Source organism: Bacillus sp. TE9106W, assembly GCF_054062215.1.
Map to the genome: position 1 here is coordinate 146,054 of NZ_JBSSFA010000010.1, position 18,082 is coordinate 164,135.

At 33.6% G+C, this 18,082-nt stretch carries 20 protein-coding genes; 19 read left to right on the plus strand and 1 reads right to left on the minus strand.

Going from position 1 to position 18,082, the window contains the following annotated elements; all coding sequences use genetic code 11:
• The first annotated feature begins 14 nt into the window (after nt 1-14).
• Entirely contained in the window at nt 15-2,246 is a 2,232-nt protein-coding gene (locus tag ACVWY7_RS18595) for an MMPL family transporter (protein ID WP_456523904.1), read from the plus strand.
• Between the two features lie 42 nt (nt 2,247-2,288).
• Here the strand turns inward: ACVWY7_RS18595 and ACVWY7_RS18600 are convergent, their stop codons facing one another.
• Nucleotides 2,289-2,471, minus strand: a complete 183-nt coding sequence (locus ACVWY7_RS18600; protein WP_071737533.1) for a DUF4021 domain-containing protein — start codon at nt 2,469-2,471, stop codon at nt 2,289-2,291.
• Between the two features lie 200 nt (nt 2,472-2,671).
• On the opposite strand from ACVWY7_RS18600, the gene catA reads away from it, so the two are divergent.
• The 18 genes from catA to arsA all read left to right on the plus strand — a co-directional run bounded on the left by catA (nt 2,672) and on the right by arsA (nt 18,045).
• Entirely contained in the window at nt 2,672-3,322 is a 651-nt protein-coding gene (gene catA / locus ACVWY7_RS18605; RefSeq protein WP_456523905.1) for a type A chloramphenicol O-acetyltransferase, read from the plus strand.
• Between the two features lie 208 nt (nt 3,323-3,530).
• On the plus strand, nt 3,531-4,055 hold the full coding sequence (locus tag ACVWY7_RS18610; protein WP_000673969.1) for a GNAT family N-acetyltransferase: 525 nt from the start codon (nt 3,531-3,533) through the stop codon (nt 4,053-4,055).
• Between the two features lie 55 nt (nt 4,056-4,110).
• Complete coding sequence (locus ACVWY7_RS18615; protein WP_078986349.1) at nt 4,111-5,037, plus strand: GNAT family N-acetyltransferase; 927 nt, start codon at nt 4,111-4,113, stop codon at nt 5,035-5,037.
• 144 nt (nt 5,038-5,181) lie between these two features.
• Entirely contained in the window at nt 5,182-5,694 is a 513-nt protein-coding gene (locus tag ACVWY7_RS18620) for a GNAT family N-acetyltransferase (RefSeq protein ID WP_000153567.1), read from the plus strand.
• A gap of 570 nt (nt 5,695-6,264) precedes the next feature.
• On the plus strand, nt 6,265-6,714 hold the full coding sequence (locus ACVWY7_RS18625) for a hypothetical protein (RefSeq protein ID WP_427328948.1): 450 nt from the start codon (nt 6,265-6,267) through the stop codon (nt 6,712-6,714).
• Between the two features lie 105 nt (nt 6,715-6,819).
• On the plus strand, nt 6,820-7,542 hold the full coding sequence (locus ACVWY7_RS18630) for a hypothetical protein (RefSeq protein ID WP_427328950.1): 723 nt from the start codon (nt 6,820-6,822) through the stop codon (nt 7,540-7,542).
• A gap of 444 nt (nt 7,543-7,986) precedes the next feature.
• Complete coding sequence (locus ACVWY7_RS18635; protein WP_327804169.1) at nt 7,987-8,865, plus strand: DMT family transporter; 879 nt, start codon at nt 7,987-7,989, stop codon at nt 8,863-8,865.
• A 63-nt stretch (nt 8,866-8,928) separates the two neighbouring features.
• Nucleotides 8,929-9,258, plus strand: a complete 330-nt coding sequence (locus tag ACVWY7_RS18640; RefSeq protein ID WP_427328947.1) for a tRNA-binding protein — start codon at nt 8,929-8,931, stop codon at nt 9,256-9,258.
• Nucleotides 9,259-9,583: 325 nt separating this feature from the next.
• Nucleotides 9,584-9,904, plus strand: a complete 321-nt coding sequence (locus ACVWY7_RS18645) for an ArsR/SmtB family transcription factor (RefSeq protein WP_286096919.1) — start codon at nt 9,584-9,586, stop codon at nt 9,902-9,904.
• Between the two features lie 183 nt (nt 9,905-10,087).
• The gene (locus ACVWY7_RS18650) at nt 10,088-11,473 is read left to right on the plus strand and encodes an NAD(P)-binding domain-containing protein (protein WP_456523906.1); all 1,386 of its coding nucleotides are present in this window, start codon (nt 10,088-10,090) and stop codon (nt 11,471-11,473) included.
• A 79-nt stretch (nt 11,474-11,552) separates the two neighbouring features.
• Nucleotides 11,553-11,756, plus strand: coding sequence for a hypothetical protein (locus ACVWY7_RS18655; protein ID WP_071736974.1), 204 nt, complete (start codon nt 11,553-11,555; stop codon nt 11,754-11,756).
• Nucleotides 11,757-11,782: 26 nt separating this feature from the next.
• Nucleotides 11,783-12,841, plus strand: a complete 1,059-nt coding sequence (locus tag ACVWY7_RS18660) for a flavin-containing monooxygenase (RefSeq protein ID WP_427328957.1) — start codon at nt 11,783-11,785, stop codon at nt 12,839-12,841.
• 22 nt (nt 12,842-12,863) lie between these two features.
• On the plus strand, nt 12,864-13,358 hold the full coding sequence (locus ACVWY7_RS18665; protein ID WP_427328956.1) for an arsinothricin resistance N-acetyltransferase ArsN1 family A: 495 nt from the start codon (nt 12,864-12,866) through the stop codon (nt 13,356-13,358).
• Nucleotides 13,359-13,979: 621 nt separating this feature from the next.
• Nucleotides 13,980-14,327 (plus strand): ArsR/SmtB family transcription factor, encoded by a 348-nt coding sequence (locus tag ACVWY7_RS18670; protein WP_000416313.1) that lies wholly within the window; start codon nt 13,980-13,982, stop codon nt 14,325-14,327.
• 28 nt (nt 14,328-14,355) lie between these two features.
• On the plus strand, nt 14,356-15,405 hold the full coding sequence (arsB, locus tag ACVWY7_RS18675) for an ACR3 family arsenite efflux transporter (protein ID WP_456523907.1): 1,050 nt from the start codon (nt 14,356-14,358) through the stop codon (nt 15,403-15,405).
• 32 nt (nt 15,406-15,437) lie between these two features.
• Nucleotides 15,438-15,842 carry an arsenate reductase (thioredoxin) gene (gene arsC, locus ACVWY7_RS18680; protein ID WP_000428327.1) on the plus strand — a complete coding sequence of 135 codons (405 nt, stop codon included), beginning with the start codon at nt 15,438-15,440 and terminating at the stop codon, nt 15,840-15,842.
• Nucleotides 15,843-15,906: 64 nt separating this feature from the next.
• Nucleotides 15,907-16,266 carry an arsenite efflux transporter metallochaperone ArsD gene (gene arsD, locus ACVWY7_RS18685; RefSeq protein ID WP_427328951.1) on the plus strand — a complete coding sequence of 120 codons (360 nt, stop codon included), beginning with the start codon at nt 15,907-15,909 and terminating at the stop codon, nt 16,264-16,266.
• 18 nt (nt 16,267-16,284) lie between these two features.
• Nucleotides 16,285-18,045 (plus strand): arsenical pump-driving ATPase, encoded by a 1,761-nt coding sequence (arsA, locus tag ACVWY7_RS18690; protein ID WP_456523908.1) that lies wholly within the window; start codon nt 16,285-16,287, stop codon nt 18,043-18,045.
• The last annotated feature ends 37 nt before the right edge of the window (nt 18,046-18,082 follow it).

The window sequence follows — 18,082 nt, forward strand, 5'->3', positions numbered from 1 at the left end:
GAAGGTGGGTTTTTATGAAAAAGCACCCGTTACATATGTTAGGGAGGCTTGTAGCAGGGAAGAATACGCAATGGATCACTTTATCGGTTTGGATTCTTATTACATTATTACTTTCATTTACGTTACCACAAGTAAATAGTACGAAAGAACCGAATCCGAAAAATTTACCTGAAACAGCTATGTCGCAGCAAGCGGAAGCGCTTATGAAAAAAGAGTTTCCGAATAATGTGGGGAATCCTTTGTTAGTAGTATGGTATAGAGATGGTGGATTACAGTCACAAGATTATAAACTCATACAAGACGTTTATAAAGAGTTAAAAGCTAGTCCTTTAAAAGAACAATCAACGTTACCACCATTTGATATCATCCCGGAACAAGTATTATCAAAAAGTGCATCAAAAGATGGTACATCATTTGTTACACCGGTATTCTTTAACAAGTCAGCTGGAACAGATATATTAAAAGAAAATCTTGATGATTTAAGAAACATAGTGAATAGCAAGGTCGATGAAGAGCCATTCAAACGAAAAATTAGTGACGCTGGTTTACATGTTCGATTATCTGGACCTGTAGGTATTCAAACGGATGCAGTTAGTTTATTTAGTCAAGCAGATGTGAAATTGTTAGTTGCTACTGTATTACTTGTATTGGTTTTATTAATCTTATTGTACCGCTCACCAATATTAGCAATTTTACCTTTACTTGTTGTTGGCTTTGCATACGGCATTATTAGTCCTACACTTGGATTTTTAGCTGATCACGGATGGATTAAAGTCGATGCCCAAGCGATATCAATCATGACAGTGTTATTGTTTGGTGCTGGAACGGATTATTGCTTATTTTTAATTTCGAGATATCGGGAATACTTGTTAGAAGAAGAAAGCAAATATAAGGCGCTGCAACTTGCAATTAAAGCTTCTGGCGGGGCAATAATAATGAGTGCGTTAACAGTTGTACTTGGATTAGGAACATTATTACTTGCTCATTATGGTGCCTTCCATCGATTTGCAGTGCCATTTAGTGTAGCTGTATTCATAATGGGAATTGCAGCTTTAACGATTTTACCAGCATTTTTATTAATTTTCGGTAGAACTGCATTCTTCCCATTTATACCGAGAACAACTTCGATGAATGAAGAATTAGCAAGAAGGAAAAAGAAAGTAGTAAAAGTTAAAAAATCAAAAGGCGCCTTTAGTAAAAAACTTGGGGATGTTGTAGTACGAAGACCGTGGACAATCATTATGCTTACTGTATTTGTATTAGGTGGATTGGCATCATTTGTACCACGTATTCAATACACATACGACTTACTAGAATCGTTTCCTAAAGATATGCCTTCACGCGAAGGGTTTACGTTAATTAGTGATCATTTCTCAGCTGGTGAACTAGCGCCAGTAAAAGTTGTTGTTGATACGAAAGGAAAAGAGCTTCCTATTAAACAAGAACTAGAGAAATTTTCTTTCGTAAATACAGTGAAAGACCCAAAAGAGGGTAAAGAAAATAAGCAAATTAAAATGTATGAGGTTTCCTTAGCTGAAAATCCATACTCAATTGAAGCGTTAGATCAAATACCTAAATTGAAAAACAGTGTAGAAAAAGTATTAAAAGACGCTGGGGTTAGTAATGCAGAAGATCAACTATGGATTGGAGGAGAAACAGCTTCATTATATGATACAAAGCAAATTACAGAGCGTGATGAAGCGGTTATTATTCCAGTAATGATTAGCATTATAGCTTTACTATTGCTTGTTTACTTACGATCAATTATTGCGATGATTTATTTAATTGTAACTGTTGTATTATCGTTCTTCTCGGCACTAGGAGCAGGTTGGCTATTACTTCATTATGGTATGGGAGCGCCGGCCATTCAAGGCGCAATACCGTTATACGCATTCGTATTTTTAGTTGCTTTAGGGGAAGATTATAATATCTTTATGGTCTCAGAAATATGGAAAAATAGAAAGACACAAAATCATTTGGATGCAGTAAAAAATGGTGTTATACAAACAGGTAGTGTCATTACATCTGCAGGTTTAATTTTAGCAGGAACTTTTGCAGTGTTAGGTACACTTCCAATTCAAGTGCTCGTTCAATTTGGTATTGTAACAGCAATTGGCGTATTACTAGATACGTTTATTGTAAGACCATTACTTGTACCGGCAATCACAGTTGTGTTAGGCCGCTTTGCTTTTTGGCCAGGGAAACTTTCAAGAAAGAGTGAAGAAATACAAAAAGTGGATGCATAGTTGAAAAAGCCAAGGATATTTTCCTTGGCTTTTTCAATGTAATTAATTTTTTGAAGTCAAATCATCAGTTGCAGCGTGATCAGCATCTTCAATTGTTGTTTCTGGCATTCCATATAAGCCATTCATTGCTTGTTCTTCGATATTAAGATTTGCAGTATTATTATTTTGAATAGAAGTAGCGTTTTCGATAACATTTTCTTTTTTATTTACATTTTTGTTATTCATGTGTGAATCCTCCAAATTTCATTTGATTTATCTATAGTATGTGGATTGATTTCCAGAAATATGTGAATTGATTCTTGCAGATGTTATATAATTAAATAAATAATTAGGGTGAAATATAAACTGTTAGGAGTGAACAATTATGGTGAAAGCAAGGAAATTAGCCTTCTAAAATAAAAAGAAAATTTTAGGAGGCTATTAAAATGAAGTTTCACGTAATTGATAGAGAAAATTGGAATAGAGAGCAGTATTTTGAACACTATTTAGAATTAAAATGTACGTTTAGTATGACAGTAAATGTTGATATTACGCTTTTGATAAAGAAAGTACATCAAAAGGGAATTAAATTTTATCCGACTTTTATTTATATAGTTTCGAGAATAATAAATAAACATAAAGAATTTCGAACATGTTTTAACGATGAAGGAGTTTTAGGCTATTGGGAGGAAATGATCCCGAGTTATACAATCTTTCATAAAGATGATAAGTCTTTTTCAAGTATATGGACGGATTATTCAAGTGATTTCCGCATTTTCTATAAAAATTATGAAGAAGATATGAGATGTTATGCTAGTGTTCATGGTCTTTTCACGAAAGAAAATATTCCGCCTAATATATTTCCGATTTCTAGCATACCTTGGACTAGTTTTACTGGATTTAATCTTAATCTTAATAATGATGCAGATTTTCTATTACCGATTATAACTTGTGGGAAATATTTTAATGAAGAAAATAAGATTATGCTACCAGTTTCATTGCAAGTTCATCATTCGATTTGTGATGGATATCATGCAAGTCGATTTATAGAGGATTTACAGGAGTTAAGTAATAGTTGCAACGAGTGGCTTAAGTAATATCTAATTTTTAATTATGTGCAATTGAAAATGAATAAAAGAAGAGAACATGTTTTTATTACATGGTCTCTTTTTTTATTCATTAATACTGAGTTACAGTGGAAAATATAGGTTGATTTGTAGTTTAATAGTAAAGAGAAGTGTTGTTTTTAATTATTTTAATTTTCAATTAAATGAAATTTTACATGATTTAATAGGGGGTAGTAAAGTGAAGTTCGTAAGTATTGAAAAAGAAGAGATCCTAATTGAGAATATGGCAAAACTGTATTGTAAGGCATTTGAAAAAACAAATTTCAATGAGATGATTGAGCGAATGAAAAGACATGTAGAATATGCTGATTTCAAAGGTATAGTAGCAATAAATGATGAAAATGAAGTGGTTGGTTTTACTTATGGTTATCGTTCATTAGAAGGACAGTACTATAATCAATTAATGAGAGAAGCGTTAAATCTAGAGCAAGTAGAAGAGTGGTTACAAGATTGTTTTGAATTTGTAGAGTTAGCAGTTCATCCACAACATCAAAATGAAGGTCTTGGAACGAAATTACATAATGAACTACTAAAAGGGATTTTAAATAGAACGAGTGTTTTAACAACACAAATAAACAATGAAAAAGCGCGTTCGTTATATGAAAGATTAGAGTGGGTAAATATATTGGAGCCATTTCACCCAAGTACAAATGATGTTCCATATATAATAATGGGAAAAACTTTAAAAACAAAAGTGAATTGATAATTATTTCGTTCGCAAAGGTTATTAGCTTGTAACAATAAAGGGGAAAACAAAAATGACATTAATATTTATAGAAAAAGCTACTACTTTAGATGCTGAAAAATTAACAGAAATAATGACAAGAACATTTGATGAAGAAGCAGAACGATGGTTATGTGGTCAAGGTGATGTTATTGACTATAACATCCAACCACCAGGGTATTCTTCAGTAGAAATGATGAGATATTCAATCGAAGAATTGGATTCTTATAAAGTAATAATGGATGAAAAAATAATCGGGGGAATTATAGTTACGATCTCAGGTAAGTCATATGGCCGGATTGATCGTATTTTTGTAGAGCCTGTTTATCAAGGGAAAGGAATTGGATCAAATGTTATTAAATTAATAGAAACGGAATATCCAAGCATAAGGATTTGGGATCTCGAAACATCGAGTAGACAAATTAATAATCACCATTTTTATAAAAAGATGGGTTACCAAACAATTTTTGAATCAGAAGATGAGTATTGTTACGTGAAAAGAATAGGGACGAGCTCAAACAAAGAAAGTGTATTTAAAAATGAAGACATGAAAAATAGCCAATACGAAAACTGCAACTTGGAAAATACAGAGTATTATCAAGTAAATTTAAAAAATAGTTCATTTGTTGGCAGCAATATAAGGAATATGAATGTGAGCAATTGTAATGTAAGTCAATCCAAGTTTAGAAATATTAATTTTAGAAGTTCTTCATATGCAGATTTAAATCTTTCTGGCAGTAAATTTAGTTTGGTGACTTTAGGTGGAGTTCAATTTAAAGATACAAGTCTTGGAGAAAATAAACATCCTATTTCATTTAATAGATGTGATTTAGAAGGGAGTACGATAAGTAGTAGTAATCTAAAAAATATGGAAATAGAAAATTGTGATATAACCGGTATGAAAGTAAATGGTATTCCAATGGAAAAGCTGCTTGCGTTATATAATAAAGTAAAAAGTTAACGGTAATAAGATAAGTTGTTCATAAATCTAATATTATATCGAAATAATTATATAAAAATAACATAAAGAAATAAAGGAGAGAAGGGGTTTTATGCAGGAGGCTAGAATGAATATGTATTGTTAAGAATATGGAGGGAAGAAAATATGACGATCAAAGTAAGAGCAGTAGAAATACAAGATGCCAGAGCGATTCACCGTATATGCATACAAGATGATGTTTTACCTTATATGGTTTTCTTACCTAGCATGCGTGTAGATGCGATGGAAAATAGAATTCGAAATTTAGCGTCAAATCAATTTGAATTTGTTGCAGAGTATGATGGGGAAGTTGTTGGATTTGTTGGGTTAACCCAAAGTCCAGGACGTAGATCTCATTCGGGTGATTTGTTTATCGGGGTAGATAGTGAATATCATAATAAAGGCATTGGAAAAGCTCTTCTTACAAAAATGCTTGATTTGGCTGATAATTGGTTAATGTTAGAGCGAGTGGAACTTGGTGTTTTAGAAACGAATCCTAAAGCGAAAACTCTATATGAAAAATTCGGATTTGTAGAAGAGGGAGTAAAGGTAGGAAATTTGAAAGCTCACGGAAAGTTTATAAATGAAATTATGATGAGTCGTTTTAGACCTGATGGTTTATTTGTACATAATGGATAGTTGTGAACTTAAAAGAAAGTTGTACACGTTAAAAGAAAGTTGTACATGTTAAAAGAAAGTTGTACACGTTAAAAGAAAGTTGTACATTAAATAATATAGTTGTTAGATAAAAGCATGATACAAAAAATATGGTGTTTTTGTATCATGCTTTTTATTATGGCGAGATTATTAAATTAAAGTCGTTTTAAAGTAGAAAGATGTATAATTACAACAAAGTCGTGGACTATACAAGAAAGTTGTATACATTACAAGAAGGTTATTTATTCTACAACAAAGATATACATGATACATGAAAGATGTAGACTTAAAATACTATTAGATTATATGAGAAAAAGCATGACAATTGTACGTCATGCTTTTTTTTATAGGTCAAAAAAGGAATTTTAAGAGGTTTTAAAGAATTAATAATGGTTAGGGTTCTGTATTGACAAAATTATTGTTTTTATTGATGTATATATTAAATAGAAATTTGAAGAATTATACTAATTATTAATTTAAGAAGTCGATTTTACATACATGCATATATATATCTAAATTTTTAGTTAAGACATAATAAAGGGAGCTATAGTGATGCCAAAAAAATTTATAATTTCTAAACAAAGCGACATGGCTGGATTCTCATCCTTTAAGTGCTCATTGTGTGGAGAAGAATTTAAATTAAGAGCCGATGAAGTACAAGAAGATGATGTTATTGAGTTATTTTGTCCTAGTTGTGGTATTCCTTGTCCAGTTTCTACATACTACACTGAGGATATTAAGGAAAATGCTATGATATTAGCAGAGAATGAAATGGCAAAAGCGGTAAATGATCTATTTAAAGGATTAGAAAAGTCTTTGAAAAGAAGTAAGGGCATGAAATTTAAAGCTGGGAAACCTATGACAACAAAACAACCAAGAGTACTATATGAAAAAGATGATTTAGATGAAGTGATGTTTTTATGTTGTAATAGAAAAGCTAAATTAACTATATTAACTAAAGCAGGTCATTCTCCATTTTGTCCATACTGTGGGGTGAATTAGTTGGAAGCTTCAGTTCTTATTCCTATTAAAAAATTTAAAATTCTCTCTAAAAATTTTAGGAGAGTCTCTGGAGATTTGTTGAATTCAAGTGATATACATGAGACCATGAGATTGGCTAAAAAGTTTGTTACATATATTGAAAGTGAACCTATTATTTATGATTTTATACGTAAATGTCATACACAAGACTATAATATAGAGGAAATGATAGGACTAAAGACATATGGTTCAAAGTATGATATTCCTATCGATAATAATGAAGAAATCAGCTTTATTTATCAACTTTTAAAATATGCAACAGTGCACTTAAATGATTATCATGAATTAGCATTTGGATATGCTTTCTATAAAGGAGCAAAATTTTCAGATCAAGTACGCGAATTTAATTATCAAGTTGTAAGACTTTTAGTAAATCATATTACAGATTATTTAGAGGAGATGGCAATTGAATTGGGAATTGATGAAAAACCGAATGCGAAAGTATTAATTCAAGGTAATGTAGGACAATTTAATTATGCAGAACAAGGGAATATTGAAGCTAATCAAATAAATAACCAAGATGAGGGGAAGGAGCTTAAAAAAATAGCTCAAGAACTAATGGAACTCCTAAGAGGGGCATCTATGGAAAATAAAGATGTTCAAGAAGATGCTATAGATTTTGTTGGAGAGGTAGTACAAAATATCGAGGAAGGTCATGAACCGAAGCCGTCTCTTCTTAGAAGAACAACAAATGCTTTGACGGAAATTAATTCAACGGTGGAAGGTGGATCTCAACTTGCTATTAAGATTGGTCAATTTGTAAATCTAGTGAGCAGTTGGATTTCTTAAAAAGTCAGTGGTTTACGTTAATATTAAAAAGACATTTACGGATGATATTAGTAAATGTCTTTTTAATTAATAATTACTTTTACAACTAATAAATCAAAAAAAATTTGTGATTTGAACCATAATCTTGCCAATCCGGCAAAGTTATGGTTCTTTTGATTTGTGGTAAACTTATGGTTCAAAAATAGAGCATATCTATTTCTATGTATGCAATTCACTTGAATTCTTTAATGAATATTTTTATCTTGATAAATCTCGATATTCCATGTAGGATAAAAAACTATAGTATATTTCAGTATGAAATTAGAGGTGAATCAGTATGTATTTGGCTCCATTATTTGAAAACGATGTACCAGTAGCACTTTTCCGCTCTTAATAGAGAGAAAGTGACTACATCTCTCCGTTAGGGGCTTTATAGACCTAAAGAAAAAGCGGAGGGTACAAAAAATGAAAAACACCTTATTAGGTTCTTTATATTTAATTCTAGCTTCTAGTATATGGGGCGGCATGTATGTTGTTGTTAAAGTTTTGGTATCGGTCATTCCACCATTGGAACTCGTATGGCTACGTTATTTAGTAGCTATTGTTGCACTTCTTATTATTGGATTTGTAACAAAACAAAAATGGCGCATTGAAAAGCGTTATTTCTTAATAATTGTAGCAATCGGAGTTATTGGTTATGCTATTTCGATCGTTACTCAAGAAACGGGTACAATGCTTTCTTCAGCACAGATGGGAGCCGTTATAACTTCTTCAACACCAGCGTTTATGGTATTGTTTGCGTGGTTAATCCTTAAAGAACGGTTGACTTTTAAAAAAGGTATATCTGTTTGTTTAGCGACAATTGGAGTCATTATAATTGTCGGAATTGGTGATTTGAATACGTCAAGTGTGCTTGGCGGTATTTCTCTTCTTATTGCAGCTTTAACATGGGCGCTTATGTCTGTTCTTGTAAAGCGTTTGCCAAGTGATTATTCACAGATTGTGGTAACCACTTATTCCACCTTGGTAGCTTTAATGGTGTTAACCCCTTTTGTTTTACCAAGGTTACATGCAATTGATTTCTCTCAGCTAACTCGTCCAACTATTTGGGGAGGACTTTTATATTTAGGAATTATTTCAACAGCCGTTGCATTTTTACTTTGGAATCGTGGATTACAAATGCTTAATGCCTCGAGTGGAGGATTATTTTTCTTCTTTCAACCTGTTGTTGGAACATTACTGGGGTGGCTTATTCTTGGAGAAAAGATAGGTGTAACGTTTTGGATAGGTTCTGCCTTAATTTTGATAGGAGTTTTATTAGTTATTAGAGAGAAACAGGATTAATTAAAGATTACTTTGTTAATAAATAATTGTTTGTAGAATGATAATTTTTCAGGAGGAATAAATATGGCAACTTTTGATGATTTTCAAAAAATAGATATGCGTGTAGGAGAGATCATCCGTGCAGAAGAATTCCCGAAAGCGAGAAAGCCAGCATATAAGCTTTGGGTTGATTTTGGTGATGAAATAGGAATTAAACAAAGTAGTGCGCAAATAACTGCATGTTATGAGCTATCCGATCTTATTGGTAAACAAGTACTTGGTGTAGTAAATTTCCCACCAATGAGGGTTGCTGGTTTTAGTTCGGAAGTATTAGTGATGGGTGTTTATGCAGAACAAGGTGTTGTACTGATAGAACCTCAACAAAAAGTAAAAAAAGGAGACCGATTGGGTTAAATAGCTGTCACATTTATGTGTGGTTAACATGACGTTTCTAGGTAAATAGCAAACAAAAAGGACAAACTTATACTAACTAGAGTTTGTCCTTTTTTATTTTTTAGGCAAGCTTATGGGTTAATAACAAACTCATGGCAAAGTTATGCTTCTATTTTCTTTGAACAATTAGATAAATATCTTCTAAAATAAGCGATTTTAGGCAAGTTTATGATTCCAACTGCGGCAAAATTATAAGTAAAGTGACAAAATTGATTTATTAGTTGTAAAAGTAATGAAATGCGTATATATTATAAATATCAAAAAAAATTGATGAAAGGAAATTACCATGAAAGAAATTAAGTTGTACAATCAATCAACTACCCAAACCTTTGAAACGTATGAAAAGAAGTTTAAAGCATTGGCAGATCAAAAAAGGTTACACATTTTGTACGAATTGTGTCAGCGCGGAGAAACTTGTGTATGTGATTTAACTGGTGTTCTTGAATTACCACAATCAAAACTTTCCTATCATTTAAAACTTTTACTTGATGCAAACCTTATTACGAAAGAAACAAAAGGAACATGGAGTTACTATAACATTAATAAAAAAGAAGTAGACGCACTATTATCTGAGCAATTATGCTGTATATTTCGTCCTATGTCATAATTTTGTTTGGGACGAAATAGCGTTTTAATATATCTTAAATCAATTTTTCTTGATTAATATAACTTTTGATAAGTGATTAAACTTGAATAATAATTATGGTTTTTAAATCAATTTTTTTTGATTTAATGGATCCAATTAAGGAACTACACTTGCAAATTTAGAGAAAATAAGGAGGTTTTTTTCATGAAACCTATTCAACTTTCATTCAAAGTACAGGAGTGTTGCGGAACGGAAAATCAAACACTACAAAACAATACTGATATGCAGAGATTAAAACGATTACCAATAGCCATTATTGGGGGAGGACCCGTAGGGTTGGCAGCGGCAGCACATTTAGCAAAACATGATGAATCATTTATCTTATTAGAAGCTGGGGCAAATATAGGTTCAAACATCCTTACATGGGGCCATGTGCGGTTATTCTCACCTTGGCAATATAACATAGATAAAGCAGCTCTAGCTCTTCTTGAACAACATGGCTGGGAATCACCAGACATAAACGCATTACCAACAGGAAGAGAAATTATAGAACAATACTTACAACCGCTTGCGAATCTTCCAGAAATTAAACCATTTATCCATTTGAATACAAAAGTGTTATCTATAGGTAGGAAAGATACGGATAAAATGAAAACAGCGAATCGTGAAAAAATGCCATTCATGATCTATACAGAAAAAGAAGGTGTACTTCAAGTTTATGAAGCTAGAGCAGTGATAGATGCTTCAGGTACGTGGGGAAATCCAAATCCGGCAAATTCTAATGGTATTTGGTTGAAAGAAGAGCAATCCCTTAACGAGCATATTTTTTATGGTATTCCAGATATCTTAGGAAATGAACAAAAGCGATATGCCAATAAGCATGTAGCTGTTGTTGGAAGTGGTCATTCTGCAATCAATGCTTTATTGGAGTTGGCAAAATTAAAGGAATCCTATCCAGGGACTAAGATTGTATGGATTATGAGAAAGCAACGTGTGGAAGAAGCATACGGGGGAGAGGAAAAAGATGCTCTTGAAGCACGTGGTACTTTAGGTAGCCGTATTCATCAATTGGTTGATGAAGGAAATGTAGAAGTAATGACACCATATAAAATTCAATACGTAGTTAGAACAAAAAATGGAATGGACATTGTAGGTTATCAAGATGAACAAGAAATAAAAATTACTGATATTCATGAGATGATTGTAAATACAGGGAATCGCCCTAACTTATCTATGATAAGTGAAATACGTACTTCTATTGATACTGCTACTGAAAGTGTAGAGGCGTTAGCGCCACTAATCGATCCTAACCTTCATAGTTGTGGTACTGTTCGTCCCCATGGTGAAAAAGAGCTTCGACACCCAGAGAAAGATTTCTATATTGTAGGTTCAAAAAGTTATGGAAGAGCGCCTACTTTCCTTATGGCGACAGGCTATGAACAAGTTAGATCTATAGTTGCTTACCTTACTGGTGATTATGAGGCAGCTGAAAAAGTAGAACTTGATTTGCCAGAGACTGGTGTTTGTAGTGTAAATTTAAAGCCTAATAAAGTAGATGATTCATGTTGTGGTACAGAATCTTGTTGTTAAGGAGAATAACTGTAAGGAGGAGTAATTTATATTACCCCTCCTTACAGAATGATTAAGTTTGAAAGGAGAACACAATGAAATGGTTATTAATCATGCGGGTAATTTAAAGAAAGACTATTTTGTATCTTATATAAGATTAATAATGAATGCCCACCAATGTAATGTTGAAAATGCAAAGGATTATGTTTTTCAAAGTATGTTCAGACTCGAAAAAAACAGTTTAGGAAAGAAAACTTATCAGAGTTTCCTTGAAGCGTATCAAGAATTGAAACAATCTAATTAAATAAGTAAATCAGAGGTGGGATAAAGATGAAAGAAATATTAGATTCCATTGTAATTGGAGGAGGGCAAGCTGGTCTTGCGTCTGGTTATCACCTTCAAAAAAAAGGATTACAGTTTTTAATATTAGAAGCGAGTGAGAGAATAGCTGGGTCTTGGCCTTACTATTATGACAGTCTTAAATTATTTTCTCCCGCACGTTTTTCATCGTTACCTGGTATGCAATTCCCGGGTCATCCTGATGATTATCCCACGAGGAACGAAGTAATTGATTACTTGCAAAATTATGTGGGAAATTTTCGGCTACCAGTTATGCTAAATCAGCGAGTAGAATCTGTAGAAAAAGAAGACGAAATATTTAAAGTTCTAACAGGGTCTGGAGAGATATTTCAGACTAGAACTATTATAAATGCAACTGGTTCTTTTCACAGTCCGTCTAATCCGATAATAAAGGATCAAGAGAAATTCAAGGGGAATATTATACATTCCGCTATGTATCGGAGTCCGAATCATTATATGAATCAAAGAGTAGTGGTGGTGGGGCGGAGAAATTCAGCTGTCCAAATTGCGCTCGAACTGGCCGATGTAAGTAAAGTATCTTTAGCTGTCCGAAAGCCTGTTCAACTTATGAAACAAAAAGTGTGGGGGAAGGACTTACATTTTTGGCTTAAAGTATTAGGCATAGATACCTTTCCGTTTTGGCGATTTGGAAAAACAGCACCGAGTTCAGGTGGAGTCATCGATTTAGGTGATTACAAGGAACGATTAGCTAGGGGGAATCCAGATCAAAGACCTATGTTTACATCTTTTTACACTGATGGTGTAGTTTGGCCTGATGGGAAGAAGGATCCAATCGATACGGTCATTTTTGCAACGGGCTATCATCCTACTCTCTCTTATTTCAATTCTATTGGAGCACTGGACTCAGAAGGAAGACCTATACAAATAGCTGGTGTAAGTACAGAAGTCCAAGGGGTATATTATGTTGGTTTGGAAGGTCAACGTTCGTTTTCTTCTGCGACATTAAGGGGAGTTGGGGCGGATGCTAAATTTGTTGTGAGAAAGCTAATAAGCTACTTAAAGATATGAGGTGAATAAGGGGGAGATAAGTATGGAGATTAGAAAAGCAATTGAACAAGATGTACAAGAAATTATGACTATTTATAATGAGGGTATCGAGGATCGTATTGCAACTTTAGAGACAGAAATAAAAACAGATAAATATGTGATGGAATGGCTGTTTCAAAGAGAAAATAGATATTCGGTAATTGTTATGGAAGAGAATTCACATATTGTCGGTTGGGCTTCCATCAATCCATATAGTCATCGATATGCTTATCGAGGGGTAGGTGAACTATCTATATACATAAAGAGAGAATATCGTGGTAAAGGTTTGGGACAGAAGTTACTTTTAGCTTTAGAAAAGATCGGACAGCAAAATGAATTCTATAAATTTGTTTTGTTTACTTTTTCTTTTAATAATCTAGGGCAAGGCTTATATCGTAAAATGAGTTATCGTGAAGTAGGAGTGTTTGAAAAGCAGGGTGTAATGGACGGAGAACATGTTGATGTAATGATCATGGAAAAATTGTTATCTGCAGAATAAATAAAACTGTATCTGAAATTTAAATGGTAAAGGTATTTACACATTAGATGAGTTTGTGAATACCTTTATAACGCAATTATTTACATATACCTCGAATCCTTAAGTATAGTTCAAGCAAGTAAATCCTTATTAGAATTAGTAGAGGATTTATAAACTTTATCACCCTTTATATAGACATATAATTATTTACTTATGATATGATTTTAAAAAATACCTAAGAATTATCTATTAAAAAATGGGGGGATAGGATTGTTAGATCAATTGCTAATTGTAGGTATATATCTTTTGATAATTTACATGTGTTCATATGTTACGCTCGAATATCGAAAAAATAAAATTAGTAAGCAACATTTTCTGATATGGTTGATATTTATCTTTTTAACAGGACCTATAGGATTTATCATTTATATCTTTTGGAATAAGAAAAAGAGCACAAATTTAAAAAAAGGAAATCGAATGTAAAGGTTCTGTAAAGGTGAGAGTTTTCAGTTGAATATATAAGCGAATAGTTATATACTTATTTTGAAAGTGAGAATAAGTTAATTTGAAGGAATAATACGTTTTATTTTTACACAACATATAAGCATATGCTTATGTAATTATAACGAGGTAGGTGTAGATATGGAAAAAACAGTTGTAGAAGTAACAAGAGCATCCCAATTACTGAAATTATTAGGAGATAAAACAAGATTAACAATTGTATCAATCCTTAAACAACGTGAGTGCTGTGTATGTGAACTTCTTGAAGTATTTGATATGAGTCAACCTTCTATCAGTCAGCATCTTCGAAAGTTAAAGGATTTAGGTTTAGTACAGGAAGAGCGTAGAGGTCAGTGGATTTATTACTCTTTAAATCAAGCAAGTGATTTATACACGCTTTTAGAAGATATTTTAGCGCATGTACCAGACCAAACAGAGAAAATTAAACAAATTGTGAAGAGCAATCCTACACTCCGGTGTGGTTGTTAATAAATAGTTAGAAAGGGAAGTGAGAAGGATGAGCAACACGGGGAAAAAACGTCTATCTTTCCTAGATCGATATCTAACCCTTTGGATTTTTCTCGCAATGGCAGTAGGGATTGGAGTTGGATATCTATCACCTGGATTCGTTGATGGAATGAATAGTTTACAGGTAGGAACAACGTCTATTCCACTTGCGATTGGCTTAATTTTAATGATGTACCCACCACTCGCTAAAGTACGCTACGAAGAAATGGGACGCGTTTTTAAAGATGTAAAAGTATTAGTATTATCACTGGTACAAAACTGGATTATTGGTCCTGTTTTAATGTTTGTTTTGGCTGTTATATTCTTACCAGATAAGCCAGAATATATGGTGGGCCTAATCATGATAGGTTTAGCTCGTTGTATTGCGATGGTTATCGTATGGAATGACTTAGCGAAAGGTGATACAGAATATGCGGCAGGATTAGTAGCATTTAACTCTGTATTCCAAATGTTATTTTTCTCAGTATATGCTTATGTATTTGTAACAGTTATTCCAGAATGGCTTGGAATTGAAGGTGCTGTTGTAGATATAACAATGGCAGAGGTTGCAAAATCAGTGTTTATATATCTAGGAATTCCATTCATCGCAGGAATGCTAACACGTTTGATTTTTGTAAAAACGAAAGGACGAGAATGGTATGAAAAAGTATTCATTCCAAAGATTAGTCCAATTACTTTAATTGCTTTACTATTTACAATCATTGTGATGTTCTCTCTTAAAGGAGAAGTGATTGTTAGCGTACCATTCGATGTTGTACGTATTGCAATCCCATTACTGATTTATTTTGTATTAATGTTCTTTATCTCTTTCTATATGGGTAAGAAAGTTGGTGCAAGTTATGGGGTATCAACAACATTAGCGTTTACAGCGGGAAGTAACAACTTTGAATTAGCAATCGCTGTAGCTGTAGGTGTATTTGGAATCCAGTCTGGTGCAGCGTTTGCGGCAGTTATCGGACCTTTAGTCGAGGTGCCAGTTATGATAGCACTTGTAAATGTAGCACTTTGGTTCCAACGTAAATACTTTCAAACACAATAAAAATAAACAATCATAATAAAGGTGGAATTATCATGGAAAACAAAAAAACAATTTACTTCTTATGCACAGGAAACTCATGTCGTAGCCAAATGGCAGAAGCTTGGGGTAAAAAATATCTAGGTGACAAATGGAATGTACTTTCTGCTGGTATTGAGGCACACGGAGTAAATCCGAATGCAATTAAAGCAATGAAAGAAGTAGACATTGATATTACGGACCAAACATCTGATATCATTGACCGTGACATTTTAGACAAAGCAGATTTAGTTGTAACACTTTGTGGTCACGCAAATGATGTATGTCCGACAACACCACCTCATGTAAAACGAGTTCACTGGGGATTTGATGATCCAGCGGGTCAAGAATGGTCTGTATTCCAAAGAGTTCGTGATGAAATTGGCGCACGCATTAAAAAGTATGCTGAAACAGGAGAATAATTGAAAACAAAATAGGCCGAGAATTCTTTCTCGGCTTTTTTATAAAGAAGGGGAGAAATCAGAGATGAAAAAGATTGAAATTTTTGATCCTGCAATGTGTTGTTCTACTGGAGTTTGCGGTCCAAGTGTTGATCCAGAGTTAATTCGTATTTCAGTTGCTGTTAACAACTTGAAGAATAAAGGAATTGATGTGACTCGTTATAATTTGGCAAGTGAACCAGATGCATTTGCCAATAATGTTGTTATCAGTCAACTGTTAACAGATAAAGGACCAGACGTGTTGCCTGTAACTTTGGTAGATGGAAAAGTAGTAAAAGAAAAAAGTCACCTGACAAATGAAGAACTTACACAATTAATAGATATAACAGTAGAAGAGTTGAGTCAAAAGCCAGTCGTACGTTTAAAGTTAAACGTGAAAAAATAGAGAAAGAAGTGAAAGGCAATGACAAACTTATATAACCCAAACACAATAGCATTCACACCATTTTTGTTCTTTACTGGTAAAGGCGGAGTAGGAAAAACATCTACTGCATGTGCAACAGCTATTACGTTAGCTGATATGGGGAAACAAGTTTTATTAATAAGTACTGACCCAGCTTCAAATTTACAAGATGTGTTCGAAATAGAACTTACGAATAAGCCGAAAGAAATTCCAAGTGTTCCAAATCTACAAGTAGCAAACTTAGATCCTGAAACAGCAGCACATGAATATAAAGAACGTGTTGTTGGTCCATACCGTGGAAAGCTCCCTGATGCTGTTATTGCAACGATGGAAGAGCAATTATCTGGAGCTTGCACAGTAGAAATGGCCGCATTTGATGAATTCTCTACGTTACTTACAAATAAAGAATTAACAGCAAAATTCGATCACATTATATTTGATACAGCACCAACAGGTCATACGCTACGTCTTCTTCAACTTCCTACGGCTTGGAGTGGTTTCCTAGAAGAAAGTACTCATGGAGCTTCTTGTTTAGGACCATTAGCAGGACTTGGTGATAAAAAAGAGTTATATAGTCAAACGGTCCAGGCACTATCTAATCCGAACCAAACGATGTTATTGCTTGTTACACGACCAGATAGTTCTCCATTACAAGAAGCAGAACGAGCAGCGCATGAATTAAAAGAAATTGGTGTTAGTAATCAATTTCTACTTGTAAATGGGATTTTGAAAGACTATATGCAAAGTGATAATGTCTCAAATGCACTGTTTAAGAGACAATCACGCGCGTTAGAAAACATGGCAAAAGAATTAAAAGATCTTCCTACTTATGAAATTCCATTAGTACCGTTTAATGTTACTGGGATAGAGAATATGAGAAAACTGGTTCAACCAATGGAAAATCTCTCGATTTCGGATGAAGAAACAAATACCGTCTCTATTCCTTCACTTCAGACATTGATTACTAATCTTTCAGAATCAGGAAAACGAGTAATTTTTACAATGGGAAAAGGTGGTGTCGGAAAGACTACGGTAGCTTCAGCAATTGCAGTAGGCCTGGCGGAAAAAGGACACCATGTACACCTAACTACAACTGATCCCGCAGCGCATATTGATTATGTCATGCATGGAGAACAAGGAAACATTGCGATAAGTCGAATTGATCCAAAAGTAGAAGTTGAAAACTATCGTAAGGAAGTCATAGAGCAAGCAAAAGATACAGTTGATGAAGAAGGTTTAGCGTATCTTGAAGAGGACTTACGTTCTCCTTGTACGGAAGAGATTGCAGTCTTTCGTGCTTTGGCCGATATTGTTGAAAGAGCTAATGATGAAATTGTAGTAATTGATACAGCACCAACAGGTCATACATTATTGTTACTAGATGCAGCACAAACGTATCATAAGGAAATTGCACGTTCTACGGGTGAAGTACCACAGTCTGTGAAAAACTTATTACCACGTTTGCGTAATCCAGAAGAAACAAGCGTTGTAATTGTAACACTTGCAGAAGCAACACCAGTTCATGAAGCGAGCCGTCTACAAGAAGACTTAAAACGTGCGGACATTACTCCGAAATGGTGGGTTATCAATCAAAGTTTTTACGCAACACATACAAGTGACTTCGTGTTAAGAGGAAGAGCACAGTCCGAAATACAGTGGATTCAAGAAGTACAAAAGGAATCACAAAATAACTGTGTTATCATCCCTTGGCAATCGGAAGATATTGTAGGATATGAGAAGCTTAAAGAGTTAGTAAAATAAAAAATTCTAATTAGTTACTGTGAAGGGGAGAAATAAT